Annotated in this window: 18 protein-coding genes; 11 read left to right on the top strand and 7 right to left on the bottom strand. The window is 69.9% G+C overall.

The window, feature by feature from the left end; all coding sequences use genetic code 11:
• Positions 1 to 32: 32 nt before the first annotated feature.
• The 5 genes from AB1L88_RS12465 to AB1L88_RS12485 form a co-directional block, all read right to left on the bottom strand.
• Positions 33 to 2,420: an FdhF/YdeP family oxidoreductase gene (locus AB1L88_RS12465; protein WP_367096988.1), complete on the bottom strand. Its 2,388-nt coding sequence runs from the start codon at positions 2,418 to 2,420 to the stop codon at positions 33 to 35.
• A 43-nt stretch (positions 2,421 to 2,463) separates the two neighbouring features.
• Positions 2,464 to 3,381: a formate dehydrogenase accessory sulfurtransferase FdhD gene (locus AB1L88_RS12470; RefSeq protein ID WP_367096989.1), complete on the bottom strand. Its 918-nt coding sequence runs from the start codon at positions 3,379 to 3,381 to the stop codon at positions 2,464 to 2,466.
• A 212-nt stretch (positions 3,382 to 3,593) separates the two neighbouring features.
• Positions 3,594 to 4,763 carry a zinc-dependent alcohol dehydrogenase gene (locus AB1L88_RS12475; RefSeq protein ID WP_367096990.1) on the bottom strand — a complete coding sequence of 390 codons (1,170 nt, stop codon included), beginning with the start codon at positions 4,761 to 4,763 and terminating at the stop codon, positions 3,594 to 3,596.
• A 231-nt stretch (positions 4,764 to 4,994) separates the two neighbouring features.
• Entirely contained in the window at positions 4,995 to 5,777 is a 783-nt protein-coding gene (locus tag AB1L88_RS12480; RefSeq protein WP_367096991.1) for an SRPBCC family protein, read from the bottom strand.
• A gap of 213 nt (positions 5,778 to 5,990) precedes the next feature.
• Complete coding sequence (locus tag AB1L88_RS12485) at positions 5,991 to 7,112, bottom strand: hypothetical protein (RefSeq protein ID WP_367096992.1); 1,122 nt, start codon at positions 7,110 to 7,112, stop codon at positions 5,991 to 5,993.
• Between the two features lie 255 nt (positions 7,113 to 7,367).
• Here AB1L88_RS12485 and AB1L88_RS12490 point away from each other — a divergent pair, with 255 nt between their 5' ends.
• The 8 genes from AB1L88_RS12490 to AB1L88_RS12525 all read left to right on the top strand — a co-directional run bounded on the left by AB1L88_RS12490 (position 7,368) and on the right by AB1L88_RS12525 (position 17,365).
• Positions 7,368 to 7,931, top strand: coding sequence for a hypothetical protein (locus AB1L88_RS12490; RefSeq protein ID WP_367096993.1), 564 nt, complete (start codon positions 7,368 to 7,370; stop codon positions 7,929 to 7,931).
• Between the two features lie 344 nt (positions 7,932 to 8,275).
• Positions 8,276 to 10,159, top strand: a complete 1,884-nt coding sequence (locus AB1L88_RS12495) for a TIGR00341 family protein (protein ID WP_367096994.1) — start codon at positions 8,276 to 8,278, stop codon at positions 10,157 to 10,159.
• An 86-nt stretch (positions 10,160 to 10,245) separates the two neighbouring features.
• The gene (locus tag AB1L88_RS12500; RefSeq protein ID WP_367096995.1) at positions 10,246 to 10,896 is read left to right on the top strand and encodes a hypothetical protein; all 651 of its coding nucleotides are present in this window, start codon (positions 10,246 to 10,248) and stop codon (positions 10,894 to 10,896) included.
• Positions 10,897 to 11,087: 191 nt separating this feature from the next.
• A complete protein-coding gene (locus AB1L88_RS12505; protein ID WP_367096996.1) occupies positions 11,088 to 12,029 on the top strand; it encodes a metallophosphoesterase in 942 nt (313 codons plus the stop codon).
• A 297-nt stretch (positions 12,030 to 12,326) separates the two neighbouring features.
• Entirely contained in the window at positions 12,327 to 13,688 is a 1,362-nt protein-coding gene (locus AB1L88_RS12510; protein WP_367096997.1) for a Gfo/Idh/MocA family oxidoreductase, read from the top strand.
• A 209-nt stretch (positions 13,689 to 13,897) separates the two neighbouring features.
• Positions 13,898 to 14,320, top strand: coding sequence for an endonuclease domain-containing protein (locus AB1L88_RS12515; RefSeq protein WP_367096998.1), 423 nt, complete (start codon positions 13,898 to 13,900; stop codon positions 14,318 to 14,320).
• Between the two features lie 167 nt (positions 14,321 to 14,487).
• Positions 14,488 to 15,855, top strand: a complete 1,368-nt coding sequence (locus tag AB1L88_RS12520; protein WP_367096999.1) for a Gfo/Idh/MocA family oxidoreductase — start codon at positions 14,488 to 14,490, stop codon at positions 15,853 to 15,855.
• 235 nt (positions 15,856 to 16,090) lie between these two features.
• The gene (locus tag AB1L88_RS12525; RefSeq protein WP_367097000.1) at positions 16,091 to 17,365 is read left to right on the top strand and encodes a PQQ-dependent sugar dehydrogenase; all 1,275 of its coding nucleotides are present in this window, start codon (positions 16,091 to 16,093) and stop codon (positions 17,363 to 17,365) included.
• Here the strand turns inward: AB1L88_RS12525 and AB1L88_RS12530 are convergent.
• The gene (locus tag AB1L88_RS12530) at positions 17,314 to 19,110 is read right to left on the bottom strand and encodes a potassium/proton antiporter (protein WP_367097001.1); all 1,797 of its coding nucleotides are present in this window, start codon (positions 19,108 to 19,110) and stop codon (positions 17,314 to 17,316) included. The genes AB1L88_RS12525 and AB1L88_RS12530 overlap by 52 nt on opposite strands.
• A gap of 363 nt (positions 19,111 to 19,473) precedes the next feature.
• Positions 19,474 to 20,574 carry a M48 family metallopeptidase gene (locus AB1L88_RS12535; RefSeq protein WP_367097002.1) on the bottom strand — a complete coding sequence of 367 codons (1,101 nt, stop codon included), beginning with the start codon at positions 20,572 to 20,574 and terminating at the stop codon, positions 19,474 to 19,476.
• A 248-nt stretch (positions 20,575 to 20,822) separates the two neighbouring features.
• On the opposite strand from AB1L88_RS12535, the gene AB1L88_RS12540 reads away from it, so the two are divergent.
• The 3 genes from AB1L88_RS12540 to AB1L88_RS12550 all read left to right on the top strand — a co-directional run bounded on the left by AB1L88_RS12540 (position 20,823) and on the right by AB1L88_RS12550 (position 22,988).
• Positions 20,823 to 21,227: a BlaI/MecI/CopY family transcriptional regulator gene (locus tag AB1L88_RS12540; RefSeq protein WP_367097003.1), complete on the top strand. Its 405-nt coding sequence runs from the start codon at positions 20,823 to 20,825 to the stop codon at positions 21,225 to 21,227.
• Positions 21,228 to 21,370: 143 nt separating this feature from the next.
• The gene (locus AB1L88_RS12545) at positions 21,371 to 21,601 is read left to right on the top strand and encodes a hypothetical protein (protein ID WP_367097004.1); all 231 of its coding nucleotides are present in this window, start codon (positions 21,371 to 21,373) and stop codon (positions 21,599 to 21,601) included.
• A gap of 358 nt (positions 21,602 to 21,959) precedes the next feature.
• Positions 21,960 to 22,988, top strand: a complete 1,029-nt coding sequence (locus AB1L88_RS12550) for a hypothetical protein (protein ID WP_367097005.1) — start codon at positions 21,960 to 21,962, stop codon at positions 22,986 to 22,988.
• Positions 22,989 to 22,997: the final 9 nt, after the last annotated feature.

The following is a 22,997-nucleotide window of genomic DNA, read 5'->3' on the forward strand; positions in this document are numbered from 1 at the left end:
ACCGGGTTTTCAAAGAGCGACCTTTTGATCCGTCAATCGGCTGACGGCGCCACGGTGATGACGATCGATTTCGAGGTCGGCGTGTTGCTGATCTCGGCCGTGCTGTCAATCGGCACCAGGACGTTGGCCTCGGGGAAGTAGGCCGCCGCGCAGCCCCGGGGGATGTCGTACGGGATGGCCCGGAAATGCCGGGCGACCCGCGTGCGGCCCTGCGCATCGATGCCGGTCAGGTCGACGCTCTGCTGGGGTTCAAGGCCACGATCGTGCATGTCTTCCCGATTCAGGAAGACGACCCGGCGCTCGTTGCGGATCCCCCGGTAGCGATCGTCTCGGCTGTAGACGGTCGTGTTGAACTGATCATGACTGCGAATGGTCATCAGGAGCAACTGCCCCGGCTCGGGCTCGATGCCGGTCACGGGGGATGGTGTGAAGTGGGCCTTGCCGTCCCGGGTCGGGAACCGGCGATCGCGGACCGGGTGCTCCAGGGCGAAGCCGCCGGGGTGGCGGACCCGCTCGTTGTAATTGTCGAAGCCGGGGACGACGCGCTCGATGGCGTCCCGGATGCGGTCGTAGTCCTCGACCAGCCACTCCCAGGGGACCGTCGATCGCTCCCTGAGCGTCGCGCGGGCCAGGCGGGCGATCATGACCGGCTCGCTCAGCAGGTGCGGCGAGGCCGGGGAGAATCCGCCGTGCGACGGGTGGACGATCCCCATCGAGTTCTCGACGGTCACGAACTGCTCGGCCCCGCCCTGCGCGTCGCGCTCGCTCCGGCCGAGGCACGGCAGGATCAACGCGGTGTGGCCGGTGACGAGGTGCGAGCGGTTCAGCTTGGTCGAGACCTGCGCCGTCAGGCGGCAGCGGCGCAGGGCCTCGGCCGTGAAGTGGGTGTCGGGGCTGGCCGAGAGGAAGTTGCCGCCGAGGCCGAAGAAGACCCGGGCCTTCCCCTCGTGCATGGCCCGGATCGACTGCACCACGTCGAAGCCGTGGTGCCGGGGCGGGTCGAAGTTGAAGGCCGCGCCGAGGCGGTCGAGCCAGCGGTCGGGCATCCGTTCCCAGATGCCCATGGTCCGGTCCCCCTGCACATTGCTGTGCCCGCGGACCGGACAGACCCCCGCGCCGGGCTTGCCGAGCGCCCCGCGCAGGAGCAGGACGTTGACGATCTCCTGGATCGTCGCCACCGAGTTCTTGTGCTGGGTCAGGCCCATCGCCCAGCAGCAGATGATCCGGTCCGTCTCGGCCAGGCGGCGGGCGAGGGCCTCGATCGCCTCGCGGTCGATCCCGCTCAGGCGGACGATCTCGGCCCAGGTCGTCTGCCCGACGACCTCGCGGTAGGCGTCGAACCCGGAGGTATGCTCGTCGATGAACACGCGGTCGATGGCGTCGCCGCGCTCGTGGAGCATCTCGTCGAAGAGGGCCTTGGCCAGGCCTCGGAACAATGCCTGGTCGCCATTGATCTTGACTTGCAGATAGGTGTCGGCCAGCGTCGTGGCGAAGCCGAGCATCCCGCGGACCTGCTGCGGGTGGGCGAAGGCGAGCAGCCCGGCCTCCTTCAGGGGGTTGATGGCCACGAGCTTCGCCCCGTGCTCGACCGCGTTCTGCAGGGTCGTGAGCATCCTCGGGTGGTTCGTGCCGGGATTCTGGCCGACGAGGAGGATGATGTCGGCCTTGGCGAAGTCATCAAGATGAACCGACCCCTTGCCCACGCCGAGGGTCATGCCGAGGGCCGCGCCGCTCGACTCGTGGCAGAGGTTCGAGCAATCGGGGAGGTTGTTCGTGCCGAACTGGCGGACGAACAACTGATAGAGGAATGCCGCCTCGTTGCTGGTCCGGCCCGAGGTGTAGAAGACGGCCTCGTCGGGCGAGGCCAGGGCGTTCAGTTCGTCGGCGACGAGGCGGAAGGCGTCGTCCCAGGCGATCGGCTCGTAGTGGGTCGCCCCGGGGCGGAGGACCATCGGCTCGGCAAGGCGTCCCTGGGCGTCGAGCCAGTCGTCGCCGTGCGCGGCCAGGTCGGCCACGGAGTGCCGGGCGAAGAAGGCGCGGTCGACGCGCTTCGTGGTGGTCTCGGCGGCGACGGCCTTGGCGCCGTTCTCGCAGAACTCGAAGCTGGTCCGCTCGCCCGGCTCGGGGTCGGGCCAGGCGCAGCTCGGGCAGTCGAAGCCGCCGTCCTGGTTGACGTGGGTGAGGATGTTCAGGCCGCGGACGAGCCCCGCCTCGCGCGTGACCTTCTTCATGGCGTGGTAGACGGCCTCGGGGCCGGCGGCCTTGTGCTCGGCCTTCTTCAGGTGCAGCCCGGAGAAGGCGGTCGGCGGCTCGTCGCTCGGGTGGCCGTGCCCGTCGTCGAACGGGTCGGCCGGGCGCGGCGTCGGCTCGGAGGTCGTCGGGGGCAGCTTCGGCGAGGTGTCGCGCGAGTCGGGCGCCATGGGGAGGGCCTCCGCGGGGTCGCAGGCACAACAAGGAGCGGGGTCAAGGGGCCGGGTCGGCGGCCGGGGCCGGGGCGTCGGCCTCGACCGGGACCCGGACCCGCCACGGGGCGCTGTAGACGTTGAACCGACGGGGGCCGACGAAGCCGCAGAGGGTCAGGCCGAACGCCTCGGCCACCTCGACCGCCAGGCTCGACGGGGCGCCGACGGCGGCGACGATCGGCAAGGCGGCGGTGACGGCCTTCTGGACAATCTCGAATCCGGCCCGGCCGCTCACGAGCAGGATGGCCGGCTCGGCGTCGGGATGGGGGCCGTCGAGGGTCCCCAACGCCCGGGCGCCGATGAGCTTGTCCACCGTGTTGTGGCGGCCGATGTCCTCACGGGCGGCGATCAGGGAGCCATCGGGGTCGAACAGGGCGGCGGCGTGCAGGCCGCCGGTCTCGACGAAGCCGCGCTGGTGGTCGCGGAGCAAGGCGGGCAGGCCGTGGATCGTCTCGGCCTCGATGACCGGGCCGTGGCCCGGGTTCGGCCGGCAGCCGTCGAGGTTCAGGGCGCGGAGGGTGGCGGTCCCGCAGACGCCGCAACTGGAGTTGGTCAGGACGTTCCGGGCGAAGCGGTCGAGGTCGACCTCGATGCCCGGCTTCAGGTCGACCCGGATGATCCGGTCGAGCGACCGGCCGGCGTCCTCGGGCTCCTCGCGGGCGACCTCGTCGATGGCGTCGGCCGAGGGGATGACCCGCTCATTGAGCAGGAAGCCGACGGCCAGCTCGGGGTCGTGGCCGGGGGTCCGCATGGTGATCCCGATCGTCCGCACCGCGCGGCGGCCGCTCGGTCCGAAGCCGAGCCGGATCTCCATCGGCTCCTCGGCGGCGAGGCGATCCCAGACGATCTCCGCCCCGCGGCCATCGCCATCGGCCCGGACTCGCTGCACTCGGGATCGCACGGACTCGGGACCGGGCATGGACACCGGCCCTCCCAGCGGGCAGGGGGATCGAAGGCAGAGTGAGGCGATCTCAGCATCTGCTTGCTGCTCTATCATACCCGCCGGAGGGCCGGGCTCAACGGGCCGATCCTCGGAAGCAACGCCCGGAGATGAAGTCGGGTACGGCTCGGGATGCCCGGGGACCCCTCTCCCGGCTCGCTCGCGGGGAGAGGGGGCCGGGGCGGCTCGGGTCAGGGGGTCATGACCACCTTGACGCACTCGTCCGGCTGGTAGCGGAAGGTGGCGTAGGCGTCGGGGGCCTGGGAGAGGGGGACGCGGTGGGTGATGAGGAAGGTGGTGTCGATCTCACCCTTCTCGACCCGGTCGAGCAGGGGCTTGAGGTAGCGGTGGACGTGGGTCTGGCCCATCTTCAGGGTCAGCCCTTTGTTGAAGGCGGCGCCGAAGGGGACCTTGTCGAGCAGGCCGCCGTAGACGCCGGGGATCGAGACGGTCCCCCCCTTGCGGCAGGCGACGATCGCCTGGCGGAGCACCCGGGCGCGGTCGGTGGCCAGATACAGGGAGGTCTTGGCGTAGTCGAGCAGGGCGTCGACGCTGTGGCCGTGGGCCTCGAGGCCGACGGCGTCGATGCAGACATCCGGCCCCCGGCCGCCGGTGGTGTCCTTGAGGTACCAGAAGAGGTCGACGTCCTCGTAGTTGACGGCCTCGGCGCCGCAGTGGTCGCGGGCCATCTGGAGGCGGCGGTCGTAGTGGTCGATGGCGATGACGCGCTCGGCCCCGAGCAAGAAGGCGCTCTTGATGGCGAAGAGGCCGACCGGGCCGCATCCCCAGACGGCGACGGTGTCGCCGGGCTTGATGCCGGCCTGCTCGGCGGCCATGTAGCCGGTCGGGAAGATGTCGGTCAGGAACAGGACCTGTTCGTCGGTGAGGGACTCGGGGACCTTCATCGGGCCGACGTCGGCATAGGGGACGCGGACGTACTCGGCCTGGCCGCCGGCGTAGCCGCCCATCATGTGCGAGTAGCCGAAGATGCCGGCCGGGGCGTGACCGTAGGCCATTTCGGTCAGCTCGGCGTTCGGGTTCGAGTTGTCGCAGAGGGCGAACAGGTCGCTCTTGCAGAAGTAGCAGTTGCCGCAGGCGATCGGGAAGGGGACGACGGCCCGGTCGCCGACCTTCAGGTTCTTGACCTTCGGGCCGACGGCGACGACCTCTCCCATGAACTCGTGGCCGAGGATGTCGCCGGGGGCCATCGTCGGGATGTAGCCGTCGTACAGGTGCAGATCGGACCCGCAGATGGCGGTGGAGGTGACCCGGAGGATCGCGTCGCTTGGGTTGAGGATGGTCGGATCGGGCACGTTGACCACCCGGACGTCCTGCTTGCCGTACCAGCACAGTGCCTTCATCGGGGAGAGCCTCGTGGGGGATGGGGGGAATCGTTCGGGTCGGGTCGGGTCGGGTCGGCCATCAACACGGGCGGCCCTGATGGCTTGCCGATCGGGGGGGCGGGGCGTCGGGCGATTCGGAGGGGCAGGCTGCGGCCTCGTGCGGCTGCGCCGCCCCGGTCGGCGAAGCGACCGGGGCCACCCGGGCGAGGATCGGGGGAGGGGCGTCGGGGCGGCCCCTCCCCCGGTCGATCAGCCGGGGGTCGGCCGGCCCGAGGGCTGGCCGCGGACGGTGGAAATCTCGCCGACCTCCATCAGCTGCTTCAGGCGTCGGAGGTTCTCCCGGGTGACGGTCGAGGGGTCGTAGCCGATCAGTTTGGCGGCGTGGGCGGCGAGCTTGCCGCCGGGGGGGTCGAACTTCTGGTTGACGCGGACCTCGGTCCCTCGGCCGCCGGTGCCGGGGGCGAAGTGGACGGAGCCGGCCGTGGCCACCTGGGCGCCGGGCAAGGACCGCCAGGCGATCAGGCGGCCCGGCTCGTCGTTGTGGATCTCGGCGTCCCACTCCAGGCGGACCCCGAGCGGCCCCTCGACGACCCAGTGGGAGTGGATGCCGTCGGCCGAGGTGACGGAGACGACCTCGCTCATGAAGGTGGAGAGGTTGGCGTGGTCTCGCCAGTAGGTGTAGATCTCCTCGGCGGGCCGGTTGATGAGGATCGCCTCCTCGACCCGGACGCCGTGCTGGGCGGCGACGCTGCTGGAGGCCCCCGGCTCGGGGTCGGAGGTGTCGACGCCCAATGCCTGGTAGAGCGAGCAGTGGCCGGTCGTCCCCCGGTAGAGCAAGGCGCCGCCGAGTCCGGCGGTGATCAGGCCCTTCAGGCCCCCCCTGGCCAGGCCGAGGACGATCAGGGCCCCGCCGCCGACCTGCGAGGCGATGCGCTCGGTCTCGCCGACGTTGACCGGGGCCTGGCCGTGTCGGGCCTGTTCGGAAACGCGGGAGGCGGCCTGGGCCTGCCGGATCGAGTGTGCCGAAGCCATGACGAGGGTGCTCCTGTGGATGCCCCTGGGTCAACCAGGCGGCAGGACCGCGAGAATCGGACGTCAATAGACGGAGCGAGAAGGGAGCAACTGCGATGCCGTCATGGGGCGTGGCACGCGGAGGGGGGCCCGGGGCGCACGACGAGCGGGGCTCGCCGGGCGGAGGGCGAGGCGGCGGGTCGGGGCGGCGGCGACGCGGTCGGGGCGAGGGGGTCAGGGTGCCGGGGAGTCGCCCCGGCCGGGGCCCTGGGGGGTCCTGGACGGTTCGCGGAACCACTCGGAGGCGGTGCGGTCGGGCGCGGTGCGCCCGTCGGTGCGCCCCTCGGTGCGCCGGTCGGGGGCGGCGGAGGGGGCGGAGGGGGCGTTGCGGAGTTCGTTGGCCGATTGGGGGTTACGGCGATCCTCGGGCGAGGATTCGGGGCCGGGAGGGGGTTCGTTTCGGGATTCGGGGGGAGCGGGGACGTAGGCGGGGCGGTCGGCGTGCTGCGATCGAGAGGCGTCCATGATCTTCGCCTCGCGGGCATGGGCCTTGGAGCGTTCGGCGCGGAGGCGGTCGAGCGCGTGCAGCGACTTGTGGAAGTCGCGGAAGGCCTCGCGGCGGTAGCGCTGGCGGAGCTGGCCGTCCTTGCTCGTATCGACCATCGAGGCGGTCTCGACGGCGGCGGCCTCGGGGGCGTCGATGTCGTCCCAGACGATCGGGCGGAGGGTTTCGAGCCGGGCGATCGTGTCGTCGAGCAGGGCGCGGAGCTGGTCGAGGGCCGAGGGGTTGCTGGGGGTCTCGGTCGCGGGCTGGAAGAGTTTGGGGAAGGAAGCGGCGGTCAGCCACCAGACGAGGCCGGCGGGGCTGGTGCGGTCGCTCGGAGGCGAGGGCTCGTGCCCGAGCAGGTTCATGGCGAGGAGCAGGTCCTGGGCGGTCCAGGGTGCGGGAGTATTGAGCCGGGCGCGGAGGTGTCGCCAGTGGCGGAGCATCCAGTCGATGCCGAAGGCGGTCTCGTGCAGGTCGGCGACGACGGCTTCCGGTTCACGTTTCAAGTCCTGGGCGCGGCGGCGGACGGCGTGTTGCTTGCGCTCGCGCCAGTCGCGGAGGGCCTGTTGCCGGCCGGGCTTGAGGCGGCGTTCCTCGGCCTCGACGCAGCGGAGGTAGCGGACGTATTCGATGGCGGCGGAGGCGACGAGGGCCTCCTCGGGGGGCGTCTCGGGCATGGACTTGGAGGTCCAGCTCGCGACGATGACTTCCATGCGCTCGCGCTCCTCGGCGTCGAGGGGGCGTTTGGCCGTGAGGCCGTGGGTGGTGGCGTTGGCGGAGGGGTCGGACGGGAGGGGGTGCGGGTCCATGGGGGGTGGCCTCGGTTTCGGATCGACTCGACGGGGTGTGAGCCCTGGGAGCGGGACGCGGAGGGACTCGTGACGCCGGGGGCGACGCCCGGGGAGCGAGGACGCGAGACGAACCCTCATTCGATATCATCGAGACGGAACGGAGGCTTAAGCACGTTTTCCGGAAAAAATGGCCGGCGAACCGATGAGGATGGATCGCGAGGCGTCCCGGTGGCGGGGCGGCGGGCTTCCACGCGACGAGGGGGAGGAGGGCCGATGGGCGACATGCAGGAGGTGCGGTCGTTGCTGGAGCAGGCGGGATTGGCCTGCCCGACGATCCCCGAATCGCTGGCGGCGCGATTGACGAAGCGGCGTCACTGCTGCTACTCCACGCGGGATCTGCCGAAGATCCCGTACCTCGTTCGGTTCTATGTCGACGAGACCGATGGCCCCGAGGAGTACGCCGTGCTGAGCCACGACGGGTACGGGGTGAACACGCATGCGACCCAGTATTACCTCGTGACGGTCCCGCTCAGGATGTTCCTGCACCTGAGATGGGGAGGGTTTTACATGAATGCCGAGGAGGAGGCCCTGAAGATCCGGACGTGCTTCGGGCTGGCCGACGCGATCGTGAGGGAGGCGCTCTCGGCCTCGGCCTCGACGGGCAAATTCGCCGGGGGAGGGCGGCTGACCATCGTCGGCGCGGACACCTACGGCAGTTCCTGGTCGGCCCCGGGGCGGGCCGACCAGCGGTTCGAGGCGGGGAGCGAAGGGGTGGTGACGGCCCTGACCGATGCCCTGGCCTGGCTGGGCGAGCCCCCGGCGGGGCCGGGGCCGTGACGGGGACGAGGCGGCGCGATCGGGAGGCCGGGCCGAGCGCGGGGCGGGTCGCCATTCCTTGCCGGCGAGGAGGGCGCGGAGGGGCCCCGCGTTGCGAGGGGGCGATCGCCCTGGTGGCTTGTGCCGGGTCGGGACAGGGGGTACGTTGCCGGTCGGTCGGCCGGAGGGGGCGGGCAAGACGGCGGCGAGGTCGGGCGCAGAAGGCCCGGCGGGGGGTGGCGGCCGGCGATCGGTGCGCCCTCCGGAGGGGGCCGATGGGGGTTCTCCGGGGCCTGCCGCCCGGAGGGTCGGGGCCCGATCGCGCGGGGGACGGGTCGTTTCCGGACAGTCGTGGGACGAGACGCATGTCGATTCGATTGCTGTTTGATCCTGCCGAGGAGTCGGCGGTCCGCGGGGAGATCGTGCCCTTGTTCGGGGGCGAGGCGGTGGAGGCGATCCCGTACCCGACGGCCGAGTTGCCGGGCGCGGAGGCCGGGACTCGGGTGGTGGCGTATCTCGGGGACGAGGCGCTGGCGCCCCTGGTCGGGGAGGCGTTGGGGCGTGGGTGGCGGCTGGGGGTCTTGCCGCATCCGAGAGCGGTCCGGGCCCGGGCGGGCCTCGGCATCGCCTCGACGATGGAGGAGGCGGTGGACGCCCTGCGGGGGGGCGACGACGAGGAGGACGACCTGGCGATCGACGTCCTGTTCTGCAACGACCGGGTGGTGTTCCAGGATGTGGTGATCGGTCATGCCCTGACCCTGGCGCCGGGGAGCACGCCGATCCGGACGCCGGTCGGGCGGCTCCGGCACTTCGCGGGGGTGGTGCGCAACCTGACGGCCCTGAGGCTGCAGCCGATGCGGCTGAGGACCGAGAATGAGAACGAGATCGACACGGCCTCGCTGGGGATCGTGGTCGTCGAGCAGGGGAGGAGCTCGCTGCTGGCGAGGCGGATCGTGGATGCGACGAGCGACAACGACGGGATGCTCTACGCGATGGTGCTGGCCCCCCGGAGCCTGTTGCAGCTGCTGAGGTTCCTGCTCGCGTCGGCGGTGATGGGCCGGTGGGGGGGGACGCGGCTCCCGCCGTTCGTGGGGTTGGTCCGGACGTCGTCGCTGGAGGTGAACAGCCCGAGGCCGCTGGAGCTGGCGCACGACGGCGTGCTGCTGAACGCGAAGCGGGTGGAGCTGAGGGTCGCGCCGAGGGCGCTGCGGCTGATCGCCGGGCATGGGCTGGAGCTGGAACCGGGGTGCCCGGAGTCGAAGGAGCGGTTCCAGGTGCAGGCGCTGCCGGTGGGCGAGGCGAAGGGGGCCCTGGTGTCGAAGCCGCTGCCGTGGCTGAATCACGCCAGCACGGAGGAATTCAAGGATCTGTACTCGCTCTTGCGCGAGAATGCGCGCTGCTCGCCGTCGTACCTGACCCTGATGGTGCTCTCGACGTTGCTGGCGACGCTGGGGTTGTACGGCAACTCGGCGCCGGTGATCATCGGGGCGATGATCCTGGCGCCGCTGATGGCGCCGATCATCGCGATGGCGATGGGGCTGGTGCGGCAGGACCTGCGCTTGATCGGCAAGAGCAGCGGGACGCTGCTGACCGGCCTGGCGCTGGCGCTCGGGTTCGCGATGGTGGCGACCTGGTTCACACCGCTCGGGGTGGTGACGGACGAGATCGGATCTCGGCTGCGGCCGACGTTGCTGGATCTGGGGGTGGCGGTGCTCTCGGGGATCGCCGGGGCCTACGCGCATGCCCGGGAGGAGGTGGCGAGGAGCCTGGCCGGGGTGGCGATCGCCGTGGCCCTGGTGCCGCCGCTGGCGGTGGCGGGGATCGGGATCGGCTGGGCCGACTGGTCGGTCTTCGGCGGGGCGAGCCTGCTGTTCCTGACGAACCTGACGGGGATCATCCTGGCCAGCGGGGCGACGTTCCTGTGGCTCGGGTTCGCGCCGTTCCGGAGGGCGCGGAGCGGGCTCCTGCTGGAGCTGGTGCTGGTGCTGGCGGTGAGCGTGCCGCTGGCGTTCAGCTTCGGCCGGATGGTGGAGGAGCATCGGATCATCCGGGAGCTGGACGGCTGGGAGGTCGGTTCCGTCGCCGTGCGGGGCGTGGACGTCCGGCCCGGCGACCCGCTGCAGATCGGGGTGACGCTGGTGAGCCGGTCGGCCCTGGACGACGCGGACCTGGACCGGGTGAAGCGGGCGATCGAGGAGCGGATCGGCCAGGAGGTCGAGCTGGTGATGACCGTGGCCATCATGCGATGAGGCGGGTTCGATCATCCGCGGTGGGGGCAGGCAGGGCGAGGCATCGCCTGCCGGGCGACTGACCGATGAGGGGGGAGGGTGAGCCGATGGGGATTGGGAGGAGGGAATTCCTCAAGTTCGTCGCCACGGCGCTCGGCGGGCTGGCCATCGAGCCTGGCCGGGAGATCGCCGTCAACGGCGATTATTACGTCAACACGAGGCTCGGCCTCGGGTTCGTGAAGCCCGGGGGCTGGACGCTCGACGTGTTCCGGGATTTCGCGGCGAAGCATGAGGGGCAGGTCGTCCAGAACCTGCCGGCCGGCGTCGACGAGGAGGAGTTCCGGCGCGACCAGGCCGCGACGATGGTCGCGACCATCAGCAAGTACGGCGACGCGGTGCGCGCGTTCGGCCCCTCGATCACCGTGTTCAAGAACCGGGAGGACTATCCGAGTTCCATGCCCGGGAGCCTGGAGGCGCTCGCTCGGGGCGGGATCGAGGGGTGGGGGAACCTCTTGAGGGAGTACGAGGTGCTCGAGGCGCCGAGCCGGGGCGAGGTCTCGCGGTGTGCCTGCGTGCGCTTCAAGGCCCGTTGGCTGTTCGAACACCGCGACATCGAGCCGGTCGTGGTCGAGGATGAGACGTTGTTGATCGACCAGGGGTCGCTGCTGTACACGATTCATCTGTACGATTCGCCCGAGGCGGGGGAGACCGCCCCCGAGGAGTTTGCACGGTTCCTGGAAGGCCTGCATCTGGCGTGAGGCCGCGCCGACGGCCGCCGCGTTCATGGAGATTTCATGGGCGAGGGACCGGGACAAAAGGTAAGATCGAGCCGCGAATTGAGTCCGGTATCGCGGTTTCCATGATCCTTTCTGCAGGACCAATGATGTTCAATCGATTCTTTCGGAAGGGCGAGCAATTGCCTTTACATGACGGGATGACCCGGCGCGGGATGTTGCGGGCGACGGCCGGGGCGGCGGGCGGGGCCCTGGTGCTGGGGTCGGCGGCGGGGGCGGAGCCGGTCGCGCCGGAAGGCCGGCGGGTGCTGAGGCTGGCGCACCTGACCGACGTGCACATCACCGGGCAGCGGGACGCGCCGGAGGGGTTCGCGAAGTGCCTGGAGCACGTGCAGGGGCTGGACGATGCGCCGGAGATGATCTTGTTCGGCGGCGACTGTATCATGGACGCCTTCGCGCAGGACCGGGAGACGGCGGAGAAGCAGTGGGCGTTGTGGCATCGGGGGTTGGAACAGGACTGCTCGCTGCCGTTCGAGTCGTGCATCGGCAATCACGACATCTGGGGCTGGAAGGGGGGCGGCTTCGAGCCGTCGACCGACGGGAGTTGCGCGGGGAAGCGGTCGGCGGTGGAGGAGCTGCGGCTGCCGGGGCGGTATCGGTCGTTCGAGAAGGCGGGATGGAAGTTCGTCGTGCTCGACAGCACCCACCCCGGGGCCGAGCCGGGGAGCTATACGGCGAAGATCGACGACGAGCAATATGATTGGCTGGCGAAGGAGCTGGAGGCAACCCCGGCCGAGACGCCGATTTTGGTGCTCTCGCACATCCCGATTTTGGCGGCCTGCGCGTTCCTCGACGGGGAGAACGAGACCTCGGGCAACTGGCAGGTGCCGGGGGCCTGGATGCACATCGACGCCCGGAAGCTGACGGCCCTGTTCCACGAGCGGGGGAACGTGCGGGCCTGTTTGAGCGGTCACATGCACATGGAAGATCGCGTGGATTACCTCGGCACGTCGTACTACTGCAACGGCGCCGTGTGCGGCGGGTGGTGGGACGGGAAGTACCACCAGTTCGGCCCGGCGTACGCGGTGGTGGATCTGTACGACGACGGATCGACCGAGTGCCAGATGGTCCCCTATGGATGGGATGCGAAGGGGTGAGGGAGGCGGTGGGGAGGGGAATCGCGTGCAGAGTCGCGGAGACGCGGAGGAGAGGGAGAGAGGGGGGAGTTTGGTCCGCTCCGGGACCGGGCTTCTCCGGGCCTCTGCGGCCCTGCGCGGGGTTTTCGCCCCCGGCCCGGCCTGTGATCGCCGGAGCGCCCCGGGGTTGGCCGACGCTGGCGGGGCGCGCGGCGGGCCGTTAGGATCGAGGCGATCGCAACCGCTCGGCCGGGGATCTCACGTCCGCCGGCCGTGCCGATCGGGTCACTCGAACCAACCAGAACGGGGAAGAGGCCGATGACCTCCAAGCAAGGGCTGTCGCGTCGGGGTTTCGTGGGGTCGATGGGCGTCGCGGCGGGCGCGGCGACGTTCGGGATCAGGACGTCGGGGGCAAGCCCGGCGCAGGACCGGGTGAGGCTGGGCCTGATCGGCGCCGGGAGCCGGGGGAACCAGTTGCTCAGCGAGTTCCTGAAGCGCGAGCAGGTGCAGTTCGTCGCCGTGGCCGACGTGGACGACACCCACGCGAACGAGACGGCCGAGCGGATTCATCGGGAGAAGGGGGGCGAGCGGCCGGAGTCGATGCGCGACTACCGCACGATGCTCGACCGGGACGACCTGGACGCGGTGGTGATCGCCACGCCGGATCACTGGCACGCGCACCCGACGATCCACGCCTGCCAGGCGGGGAAGGATGTGTATGTCGAGAAGCCCCTGGCTCATAACGTGCTTGAAGGCCGGGCGATGGTCAAGGCGGCGCGGAAGTACGAGCGGGTCGTCGGCGTGGGCACGCAGCAGCGGTCGAGCGAGAACTTCCGCAAGGCGGTCGAGGCGATCCGGGAGGGGAAGATCGGCCGGGTGCACTGGATCCAGACCTGGAACTTCGAGAACATCAGCCCGTTCGGCATGGGGGTGACCCCGGACAGCGAGCCGCCGTCGCACGTCGATTACGACGCCTGGCTCGGGCCGGCGCCGTCGAGGCCGTTCAACATCAACCGCTTCCATTTGCTCTTCCGCTGGTTCTTCGACTATGCCGGCGGGATGATGAGCGACTGGGGTGTGCACTTGAATGATATTGCGCTGTGGGCCCTCGACCAGAAGGGCCCGACGACGGTGAACACGACCGGCGGCATCTGGACGGTGAAGGACGACCGCGACACGCCGGACACGATGCAGGTGGTGTACGAGTTCCCCGGCGATTGCGTGTTGACGTACTCGATGCGCAAGGGGAACGGCTACCCGATGAACGGGCACGGCTACGGGATCTTGTTCTGCGGGACCGACGGCACGTTGTTCATCGACCGATCGGGGCATGAGATCTTCCCCGATCGGATGGCCGAGCCGTACGGGATCAAGCTGATCAAGGGGGAAGTGCCCACGCGGACGATCCCGACCCAGGCCGAAAACTTCAAGGCCCAGGACGACGGCCTGCCCGACCACGTGACCGACTGGCTCGATTGCCTGAAGACCCGGGGGCGGCCGACCTGCGATGTGGAGGTCACGCACTGGTCGACGAACACGACGCACCTGGGGAACATCTCGTACCTGCTCGGCCGCAAGCTGACGTGGGACTCCGAGACCGAGACCTTCCCCGGCGACGACGAGGCCAACCGGTTGCTCTCGCGGCCGTACCGGACGGGGTATGAGCTGCCGGAGGTGTGAGCGAGGCGGGTTGTCTCTGCCCCCCTCTCCCCCGAGTCGGGGGAGAGGGCCGGGGTGAGGGGGCCAGTGTCAGGATGCAGGGCTTTGCGAGCCGGACGAAGGCCCCCTCACCCGGCCTGCGGCCACCCTCTCCCCCGTAAACGGGGGCGAGGGTTAAGAACGAGAGATGTGTCTGTTATTTACAATCGTCGCGAGGAGCGAAGGGAGCAATGAGTCGGCCCGATGACGTGGGACGTCGGACCTCGGAGGCTCGGGCCACTCGGGCGCGGCGGCTTCGTCGGGAGATGACGGTCCCGGAACGGGTCCTCTGGTATCTGCTTCGGGACAGGAGGCTGGCCAGGCTGAAGTTTCGACGACAACACCCCATTGGCCGGTACTTCGTGGATTTTTATTGCGCGGCCTTTCAGCTTGTGATTGAGGTCGACGGCCGAAGCCATGATGATCGGGGGGAGTATGATGCTCGAAGGCAACACGACCTCGAACGCCGGGGGCTGAAGGTGCTTCGCGTGAGCAATGACGAAATCCTGGATGATCCGGAGTCGATTATCCTGGGGATTCTCGGGGTCGTCGAAACGGATCGCGAAGGCTCACGCGTTCGGCCAGAGAAACAGCAACGATCTCTTGAAAGATGATTCTTGAGCGAAAGTCTACTCAAGAAGATCACGCGTGATGATCTGAAGGGGGACCCCTCACCCGGCCTTCGGCCACCCTCTCCCCGCGTGCGGGGAGAGGGAAAGAGAGGAACCGTACCGGCAATCGAGCGAGACGAACAACGCATTGACCACAGGGAGTACAGACAATGGCGCACCGTCTTGACCGCAGGCAGTTTTTCCGATCGACGTCGGCCGCGGCGGCCGGGTTCCTGATCCTGAGCAAGGACGACAGGGTGGCGTTCGGGAGGTCGCCGAACGAGCGGGTGGCGATCGCGTGTATCGGGGTCGGGGGGAAGGGGAGGAGCGACACGGACCACGCGGCGAGCTGCGGGCAGGTGGTGGCGCTGTGCGATATCGACGATCAAAGGCTGACGCAGAAGGCGGAGCAGTACCCGGACGCGAGGACGTTCCATGACTTCCGGGAGTTGCTGGAGACGCTCGACGACCGGGTGGACGCGGTGGTGGTGAGCACGGCCGATCACACGCACGCGGTGATCGCGATGGCGGCGATGAAGCGGGGGAAGCATGTCTATTGCCAGAAGCCGCTGGCGCACTCGCCGTTCGAGGCGAGGATGATGATGGAGGCGGCGCGGCGCTACGGCGTGGCGACGCAGATGGGCAATCAGGGGACGGCGTCGGACGGGTTCCGGACGGGGGTGGAGCTGATCCGGTCGGGGGCGATCGGGCCGGTGGAGGAGGTGCACGTCTGGACGAATCGGCCGTTCAAGTACTGGAAGCAGGCGCCGGACATCGTGGCGAGGCCGACCGAGACGCCGCCGATCCCGGATCACGTGAAGTGGGATCTGTTCCTCGGCCCCGCGCCGGAGCGGCCGTATCACCCTGTCTATCACCCGCACGACTGGCGCGGCTGGTGGGACTTCGGCACGGGGTCGCTGGGGGACATGGCCTGTCACACGGCGAACCTACCGTTCATGGGGTTGAACCTGGGGTATCCGACGCGGGTCTCGGCCGAGAGCGGGGAGATCAATCCGGAGACGTACCCGGCGTGGGCGACGATCACGTATGAGTTCCCGGCGCGGGGCGACCTGCCGCCGGTGAAACTGACCTGGTACGAGGGGGCGAAGGACGGCGAGCGGAACCTGCCGGACTCGGCGTTGTTCCAGGGCCGGGAGGCGGTGGATAGCGGCTCGCTCCTGATCGGCGAGCGGGGGTCGATGTACTCGCCGAGCGACTACGGGATGGAACAGGTCTTGTTGCCGGCCGATCGCTTCTCGGGATTCTCGGCGCCGGAGCAGACGCTGGAGCGGCTCGGCGGCGAGGACGAGCGGGACCTGAACGCCAAGCGGGAGTGGGTCCGGGCGATCGAGGGGGGGCCGGCGCCGCTCGGGAACTTCGATTACGCGGCGGTCTTGACCGAGTCGATGCTGCTGGGGAATGTCGCGGTGCGGCTGGGCAAGGCGATCGATTACGACGCGAAGTCGATGGCCGTGGCGGGCGTGCCGGAGGCGGCGGCGCTCATCAAGCCGCCGTACCGGCAAGGGTGGTCGCTCTGAGCCGCCCGAGCTCGGCCTCGACGTCGCAAGGCGCGGGGGCGAACGGGTGCCCCTCGGGCGATGGTTTTGTATAGAATGACGTAGCACACGACGGGCCGATCGGGGGCATGGTGGAATGCTCGCGATCGGTCCCTCGCCATCCCGGCGGCTTCGCCTGGAAGCGCGGCCGGTTTGTCTGACACATCCCGCCTCCTCCGCCCGACGTGTCTCGACCCTCACCCCGGAGATCGACTGCATGCCCCTTGCGACGAGCCCCCTGCCCCGCCTGGGCCTGGCCTTCGGGCTGGCGATGAGCCTCGCTGCCATCGACGCCCGACCCGCCTCGGCCATCGAGCCCCAGGCAGACGACAGCTTGCCGGAACTGTACACCGAGGTCGCCTTCCCGAACCTGAAGTTCGACCGGCCGGTCGTGCTGGCCTATCCGGACGACGAGAACAACCTGCTGTTCGTCGTCGAGCAGCACAACGCCCAGATTTACTCGTTCCCGAACGATTTGCAGACGGACGACAAGCAACTGTTCCTCGACCTGCCGCAGGCGATCAGCAAGGACAACGAGGAGGGGTTGCTCGGCCTGGCGTTTCATCCGAAGTATGCCGAGAACGGGCAGTTTTATGTCTATTATTCGGCCACGAACCCGAGACGGTCGGTCGTCTCGCGGTTCAATGTCTCGAAGGACGACCCGCGCAAGGCGGACCCGAACAGCGAGCAGGTGATCTGGGTGTCGGCCGATCAGCCGTACGGCAACCACAACGGCGGCTGCATCGAGTTCGGCCCGGATGGTTATTTGTACATTTCACTCGGCGACGGCGGAGCGGCCGACGATCCCCTGAGCACCGGCCAGAACCCGACCGACTGGTTCGGCTCGCTCCTTCGGATCGACGTGGACAATCCCGAAGGCGGCAAGGCTTATGGGATTCCGGCCGACAACCCGGCCAAGCGCGACCCGAAGTTCGCCCACTGGGCGCCGGAGGTCTACGCGATCGGGATCCGGAATATCTGGAAGTTCACGTTCGACCGGGAGACCGGCGACTTGTGGGCCGGGGACGTCGGCCAGAACAAGTGGGAGGAAGTGATCAAGGTCGAGAACGCCGGCAACTACGGATGGAACGTCTACGAAGGGTTCCACCCGTTCAAGATCCGGGGGAACCGGGTCGAGCGGTCGTCGCCGATCCTGCCGCCGATCGTCGAGTATCCGCACCCGGACGTCCCGGCCGCGCAGCGCCGCGGGCGCGACGACACGGGCAAGAGCATCACCGGCGGCTACGTGTACCGGGGCAGTCGGATCCCGGAGCTGCAAGGGGTTTATGTGTACGGCGACTTCGAGACGTTCCGGATCTGGGGCGTGACGGTCGACGAGCAGGACGAGGTGGTCGCCACCGGCGAGCTGATCGACGTGGACTCCCCTCGTCAAGCGAAGATCAACATCGCCGCGTTCGGCGAGGACCGAGACGGCGAGCTCTACATCCTCGGGTTCGACGGGCGGATCCACCACCTCGTCCCGCGCCGCTGAGGCGGGGTGAAGGTGGGGGGCGATTCGGGATCGACGGGGACGATGACCATGCCGACCCCGTCGATCCGGCCCGAGTCGTCCAGCTCTCGGATGCGGAGGGCGATCGGCCCGAAGGGGATGAGCGCCCCGACCTCCGGTTTCTTCGGGCCGAGTCGCTCGAGGATGACCTGTTCGAGCGTGGCCTCGGGCGGGGCGTGGAGGCTGAAGCCGTAGCATCCCTCCAGCTCGCCGACGTGGGTGGCGGCGCGGATGGGGAATTCGACGTCGCGCGGCAGGGCCTCGCCCGGGTTGCCCTGGGCGAAGACGCGGTCGACGAGCGGCCGGGTCCCGGAGCCGAGGACGACGATGACGTGGTCGCCCGGCAGGACGCGGGTGCTCCCCTTGGGCGGGATGACGCGATCGCCCCGGGCGATCAGGGCGATGACGGCCCCCTCGGGCAGGGCCAGCTCGCGGACCATCTTGCCGGCGGCCCGGGAGTCGAGGTTGAGGTAATAGTCGACGATGTCGCCGTCGACGTGCCGGAGCGAGCTGAGTTCGAGCGTCACCGGCGCGGAGGGCTCGGGGGGCCGTTGCAGCCCGAGTTTCCGGGCCAGGATCGGCAGGGTCCAGCCCTGGAACAATGCCGAGATCAGGACGACGAAGAAGACGACGTCGAAGATGCGGTCGGCATTGGCGATCTGGAAGAGGAAGGGGAAGGTGGCGAGGGTGATCGGCACGGCCCCCTTCAGGCCCCCCCAGGAGAGGAAGACCAGTTCTCTCCAGGCGAAGCGGAAGGGCAGGAGTGTCAGGACGACGGCCACGGGCCGGGCCACGAAGACGAGGGCCGCCGCCAGGAGCAAGCCCTGAGGGGCCACCTCGATCAGGCGGCTCGGGAAGCTCAAGAGCCCCAGCACCACGAACATGACGATCTGGGCGAGCCAGGCCCCGGCGTCGTGGAAGAGGAAGATGCCGCGCTTGAACACGAGCCGGCTGTTGCCCAGCACGATGCCGGCCAGGTAGACCGCCAGGAAGCCGCTGCCGCCGAGCGCCACGGCCAGGCCATAGGCGAGCATGCCGACGGCCGTCGCCAGGACCGGATACAGGCCGGCCGATTCGAGCCGGATGCGGTTGATGAGCCAGACTCCCAGGAACCCCGCGCCGAGGCCGATGGCCGTGCCGCCGATGGCCTGGGTCGCGAAGAGGCCGAGCAGTTCCGGGCCGATCGGCAGCTCGCCCCGGATGACGCGAATCAGGCCGATCGTGAGGAAAATGGCCATCGGGTCGTTCGACCCGCTCTCGACCTCCAGGGTCGATGACAGGCGGCCCGGCAGCCGGATGCCCCCCGATCGCAGGACGGCGAAGACGGCCGCCGCGTCGGTCGAGCCGACGATGCTGCCCAGCAGCATGCCGTCGATCAGCTTCAGGCCGAGCACCCAGGCCGCCGCGGCCCCCATGATGGCCGACGTGAGCACGACCCCGACGGTCGCCAGGGCCGCCGCCGGTTTCCAGGCGGTACGGAAGGCCGAGAGCGGGGTGCTCAGGCCGCCATCGAAGAGGATGATCGTCAGGGCGAGCGTACCGATCCCATAGGCCAGCTCGTAACTGTCGAAGTTGATCCGGCCGATCCCCTCCGACCCGGCCAGCATCCCCAGGATCAAGAACAGGACGAGCACCGGGATGCCCGCCCGCGCCGAGAACTTGCTCGACGCGATGCCGAGCAGCACCAGGATGCCCGAGATCAGGATCAAGGCTTCCGCGGGAAACATGCGGGACGACTCTCCGGTTTTCTTCGATGACGAGCAAGACGACGATGCGATGCAGCGGGTCGAAAGCCCCCCTCACCCGGCCTGGCGGCCACCCGCTTCCCCGCAGGCGGGGGCGAGGGTCGGCGTTTGCCCCCTCTCCCCGCGGGCGGGGAGAGGGCCGGGGTGAGGGGTCCCCGGCATGGGCGCAGGGCCCTGCGATCCGGACTCGGCCCCCCTCACCCGGCCTGCGGCCACTCGCTCTCGGGGGAGCGGGAGCGGGGGCGAGGGTTGAGCGTCCAGACGGTCCTGCTCGTCGGGGCGCCACCCGGGCGGTCCAATAGCTTACCCATTCGGCGATCGGCGGGCGATCGCAACCGGGGGGGGTTAGCTGCCGGAGCGATGGAAGACCGAGGGGGCCGTGGAGAAGGTGACGCCGAAGAGCCGGTTGTGGAGCATCTGCTCCAGGATCGTCGGGTCGCCGAGCAGGGTCTCGGCGGGGGAGAGGTCCGGCTCGGAGACGGGGCGAGCCGGGTAGGCATGGACGATCGCCAGGCGGTCGATTAACGGGGGGTGGGCCGCGTCGGCCCGGGACGGGGGATCGCTCAGGACCCGGTGTCGCATGGCGGTGAGCAAGGGGTCGGGCAATCGCTGCCAGAAGGCGCGGAACGAGGCGTAGAGGTTGGGATGGCCGGGGGCGTCGGGATCGTAGTGTTCGAGCAGCTCGCGGAAGATCGGCTGCACGAGGGCGACCTTGACCAGGGCCGAGGCGGTGGCGGGCCCGCCGGCGACCCCGGCGGCGAAGCGGTCGGCGCGGGCCTCCTGGCCCTGGGCGATCGGCGCGAGCAGGTGGGAGCCGACGGCGAAGCAGCCGCGCGCCCAGCCCCGGAGCGGGCTGCGGGACGGCCGCCTTGCCTGGTCGAGGGAGCGGCCGAGGGCCTCGACGAAGCGGGCCGACCGGGCGGCGTGGGTCGCGTCGCCCCGGGCGAGGTGGGCCATCTCGTGCGCGAGGACGGCCCGCAGCTCGACCCGATTGAGGACCGAGAGCAAGGGCAGGCCGATGAGCAGGGCCCGCCCGCGTCGTCCCCAGGCGGTCGCGCCGCAGCAGGGCAAATAGGCCAGGCGGATCTGGCCCGGGGGCCTCGCCCCGGCGCGCCGGGCCAGGGCGGCGACCTCGTCGAACAGCTCGGGGGCGTCGGTCCGGCCGAGGACCGGGCCGTGGTCGCCGTCGGGGTCGGCCACCTCGGCCGTCGGGCGGACGCCGCCGAGGGTCGCCAGCACGTCGGCCCAGCAGGAGACGCGGTCGTCGAGCCAGCCGCCGACGACCGGCACGAAGCCGCCGAGGGCGATCAGGCCGGCCGCTCCCAGGGTGTTGCCGAGCGGAAAGGCGCGCTCGACGGCCTCGAGGGCCAGCCCCCGCAGGCGCAAGCCCAGGCCCCCGATCGTTGCGTCCCGGCCCGGGTCGCCCCCGTCGACGGCTCGGCTCACCCGCGCTCCTCCGCTCGACCGTGCTTGACAGATGTCCGATTCACGGTTGACCTTGTGCGACAAGTGTCTTAGGATACGAAGGCCGGGGAACGCGGGTCAACCCCGGACCGCATCCACCCACCTGACCGCCCCGCGCGATCGTCCCGCCCGAGGGGACTCCCCCCGCGCCGCCGAGGCCCGTGTGTTTGGGAATTGAGATCACCCCGCATCCTTGACCCGAACTGAACCTTGTGGAAGGTCCCCGAGCAATGGCCAAGCGCCCCCCCACCATCCCCGACTCGGAGCTGGACGTCCTGCGAATCCTCTGGGACCGCGGCCGGGCGACGGTCCGCGAGGTGCTCGACGCCTCGAAGGCCGCCGGGCGGCAGTGGACCTATGCGACCGTCGCCACCCTGCTCGACCGCCTGGAGCAGAAGGGGATGGTCGGCAGCGACCGCCGCGAGTTGGCATTCGTGTATACCCCCAAGATCGCCGCGCAGGACGTGCGACGCAAGCGGGTCGAGAACCTGGTGGACAAGCTCTACCAGGGGGAGCCGGGCCTGCTCGTGCTGCACCTGCTCCAGCAGCACCGGCTGGCCCCCGAGCACGCCGACCAGATTCGCGCCTTGCTGGAACAGGACGAGCCGGGCGACCAGGGGCCGGATCGGGGTTGATGCGGTCGCGGGCCGGTTCGGTTGTTTCGGTCCGGTCCGGACGGTTCCCCCTGCCCGTTCGTGGCTCGGTCGGCGATCGTCCTGCCCTGCCCTGCTCCGTCCTGCCCTGGTCCGTACAATGAGTCAATGAGGAAGGGTGTGTGATGCCCGGCACCGACGGATCGAACGCGAGAGATCCGTGGCTGGCGGCCCTGGTGCTGGCCGCGCTGGCGCTTTCGGGGGCGTTCGGGGCGATGCGGGCCTCGAGGCCGTCGAACGGGACGTGCCCGGCGCCGGGGATCGCGGGGGGCGGCGTCCGATCGAGCGGCGCGCCGATTGCTCCGCTGGAGTCGTCGTCGATCCCAGGCGACCGTGTCCGGCCGTCCGTTCGTTGAGGAGTTCCGCGGGGCGGTCCGACCGATCGGACGCCCGGATCGGAGCCGGGCCCGGTTCCGAACGCGAGGCCCCCTCCCCCGAAGCGCGGGAGAGGGTGGCGGGACCGTTCGGTCGGCGGATCGGGCGGAGGCTCGACCGGGGCGGGACCGGGCGGATCGGAGCGGGCATCCGATGCTCGTGCCCCCCGACCGCAGGGGCCGGGGCTTCCGTCGCGGGGCGAGTTCGGGGATCATGGGTCGATCGGACCAACGCGGAGCGCGGGCGGCAGGGGAGCTGTGCCGCGTGCGCGAGACGGATCGACCCGAAGCACAAGGACCGGCCGAGCGAACCCCGGCCTGTCGGACGAACCGGGGCATCATGGCGATCGTCATTTGCCAGTGCGGGACGTGGTTGAAGGCCCCCGAGCCGGGGTCGGGGGGGACGGGCCGGTGCCCGAAGTGCGGCCGGGTGATCAACCCCGACGGGAGCGTCGGGAGCGATCCGGCCCCGGATCTGGTCGCCGGGCGGTCGAGGTTCCGGTTCCGGGCCCGCCGCCCTGCCCCGGTGTACCCGCGCAGGGGGCAGCCGATCGGGCTGGGAGAGGTGCTGAGCTTCCCCCTGCGCGACGGGCCGGGGCTGGTGTTGCTGGTCCTCTTCCCGCCGTTCCTGACGATCATGTCGGTGCCGGCCTTCGACATCGTGATGTTCTTCCGGGAGGGGCCGAGGGGGGGGTTCAACCCGCTGGCCCTGCTGCTCATCCCGTTCTCGCTGCCCTTGATCATCAGCTTCTCGTTCACGGGCGGGTATCTTTTGCTCTACTTCGCCCGGGTCTTGACCGATGGGGCGATGGGCAGGACCGACCACCCGAGGTTCCCGATGTGGGACCGGCACACGATCCTGGAAGGGCTGGGGCGATGGCTCTGGGCGGGGATCATGGGGCTGGGGGTGGGGTCGATCCCGGTCTTGCTGTACGCGAAGCTGCGCGGCGAGTTCGGTCCGCTCGACTGGGTGGCGGTGGTGGTGCTGATCGGCCTGGCGGCCGGTTACGTGCAGATGGGCCTGGCCGCGGCGATCCTGCACGACAACCTGGCCCTGGCGCACCCGATGGCGATCGCCCGGGCCATCCGGATCATCGGCCGAGAATATCTGCCCCTGTGGCTCTTGACCGCCTTTGCGCTGTTGCTGGCGGTAGTGGTCTGGCGGCTGGTGATGTTCCACGCGCCGAGCTTGACGGCGGCGGCTTTGGGATTGTGGGGGCTCTGGATGCTCCTGCTCTATGAGGGGATGGTCATCACCCACCTGCTCGGGCGGATCTGCTTCCGGAACGCGATCGGCCTGGGATGGTTCCGGAGGGAGCCGACCTGGAGCTCCTGGGATCGCTCGGGGCGGATTTATTCGAATTCGTGAGGGCGAGGG

Source organism: Tautonia sp. JC769, from assembly GCF_040717455.1.
Taxonomy (GTDB): domain Bacteria; phylum Planctomycetota; class Planctomycetia; order Isosphaerales; family Isosphaeraceae; genus Tautonia.

What these genes read in the sequence shown, in the direction of transcription:
- AB1L88_RS12465 (WP_367096988.1), bottom strand. Translation starts at nt 2,420, where the DNA reads ATGGCGCCCGACTCGCGCGACACCTCGCCGAAGCTGCCCCCGACGACC.
- AB1L88_RS12470 (WP_367096989.1), bottom strand. Translation starts at nt 3,381, where the DNA reads ATGCCCGGTCCCGAGTCCGTGCGATCCCGAGTGCAGCGAGTCCGGGCC.
- AB1L88_RS12475 (WP_367096990.1), bottom strand. Translation starts at nt 4,763, where the DNA reads ATGAAGGCACTGTGCTGGTACGGCAAGCAGGACGTCCGGGTGGTCAAC.
- AB1L88_RS12480 (WP_367096991.1), bottom strand. Translation starts at nt 5,777, where the DNA reads ATGGCTTCGGCACACTCGATCCGGCAGGCCCAGGCCGCCTCCCGCGTT.
- AB1L88_RS12485 (WP_367096992.1), bottom strand. Translation starts at nt 7,112, where the DNA reads ATGGACCCGCACCCCCTCCCGTCCGACCCCTCCGCCAACGCCACCACC.
- AB1L88_RS12490 (WP_367096993.1), top strand. Translation starts at nt 7,368, where the DNA reads ATGGGCGACATGCAGGAGGTGCGGTCGTTGCTGGAGCAGGCGGGATTG.
- AB1L88_RS12495 (WP_367096994.1), top strand. Translation starts at nt 8,276, where the DNA reads ATGTCGATTCGATTGCTGTTTGATCCTGCCGAGGAGTCGGCGGTCCGC.
- AB1L88_RS12500 (WP_367096995.1), top strand. Translation starts at nt 10,246, where the DNA reads ATGGGGATTGGGAGGAGGGAATTCCTCAAGTTCGTCGCCACGGCGCTC.
- AB1L88_RS12505 (WP_367096996.1), top strand. Translation starts at nt 11,088, where the DNA reads ATGTTGCGGGCGACGGCCGGGGCGGCGGGCGGGGCCCTGGTGCTGGGG.
- AB1L88_RS12510 (WP_367096997.1), top strand. Translation starts at nt 12,327, where the DNA reads ATGACCTCCAAGCAAGGGCTGTCGCGTCGGGGTTTCGTGGGGTCGATG.
- AB1L88_RS12515 (WP_367096998.1), top strand. Translation starts at nt 13,898, where the DNA reads ATGAGTCGGCCCGATGACGTGGGACGTCGGACCTCGGAGGCTCGGGCC.
- AB1L88_RS12520 (WP_367096999.1), top strand. Translation starts at nt 14,488, where the DNA reads ATGGCGCACCGTCTTGACCGCAGGCAGTTTTTCCGATCGACGTCGGCC.
- AB1L88_RS12525 (WP_367097000.1), top strand. Translation starts at nt 16,091, where the DNA reads ATGCCCCTTGCGACGAGCCCCCTGCCCCGCCTGGGCCTGGCCTTCGGG.
- AB1L88_RS12530 (WP_367097001.1), bottom strand. Translation starts at nt 19,110, where the DNA reads ATGTTTCCCGCGGAAGCCTTGATCCTGATCTCGGGCATCCTGGTGCTG.
- AB1L88_RS12540 (WP_367097003.1), top strand. Translation starts at nt 20,823, where the DNA reads ATGGCCAAGCGCCCCCCCACCATCCCCGACTCGGAGCTGGACGTCCTG.
- AB1L88_RS12545 (WP_367097004.1), top strand. Translation starts at nt 21,371, where the DNA reads ATGCCCGGCACCGACGGATCGAACGCGAGAGATCCGTGGCTGGCGGCC.
- AB1L88_RS12550 (WP_367097005.1), top strand. Translation starts at nt 21,960, where the DNA reads ATGGCGATCGTCATTTGCCAGTGCGGGACGTGGTTGAAGGCCCCCGAG.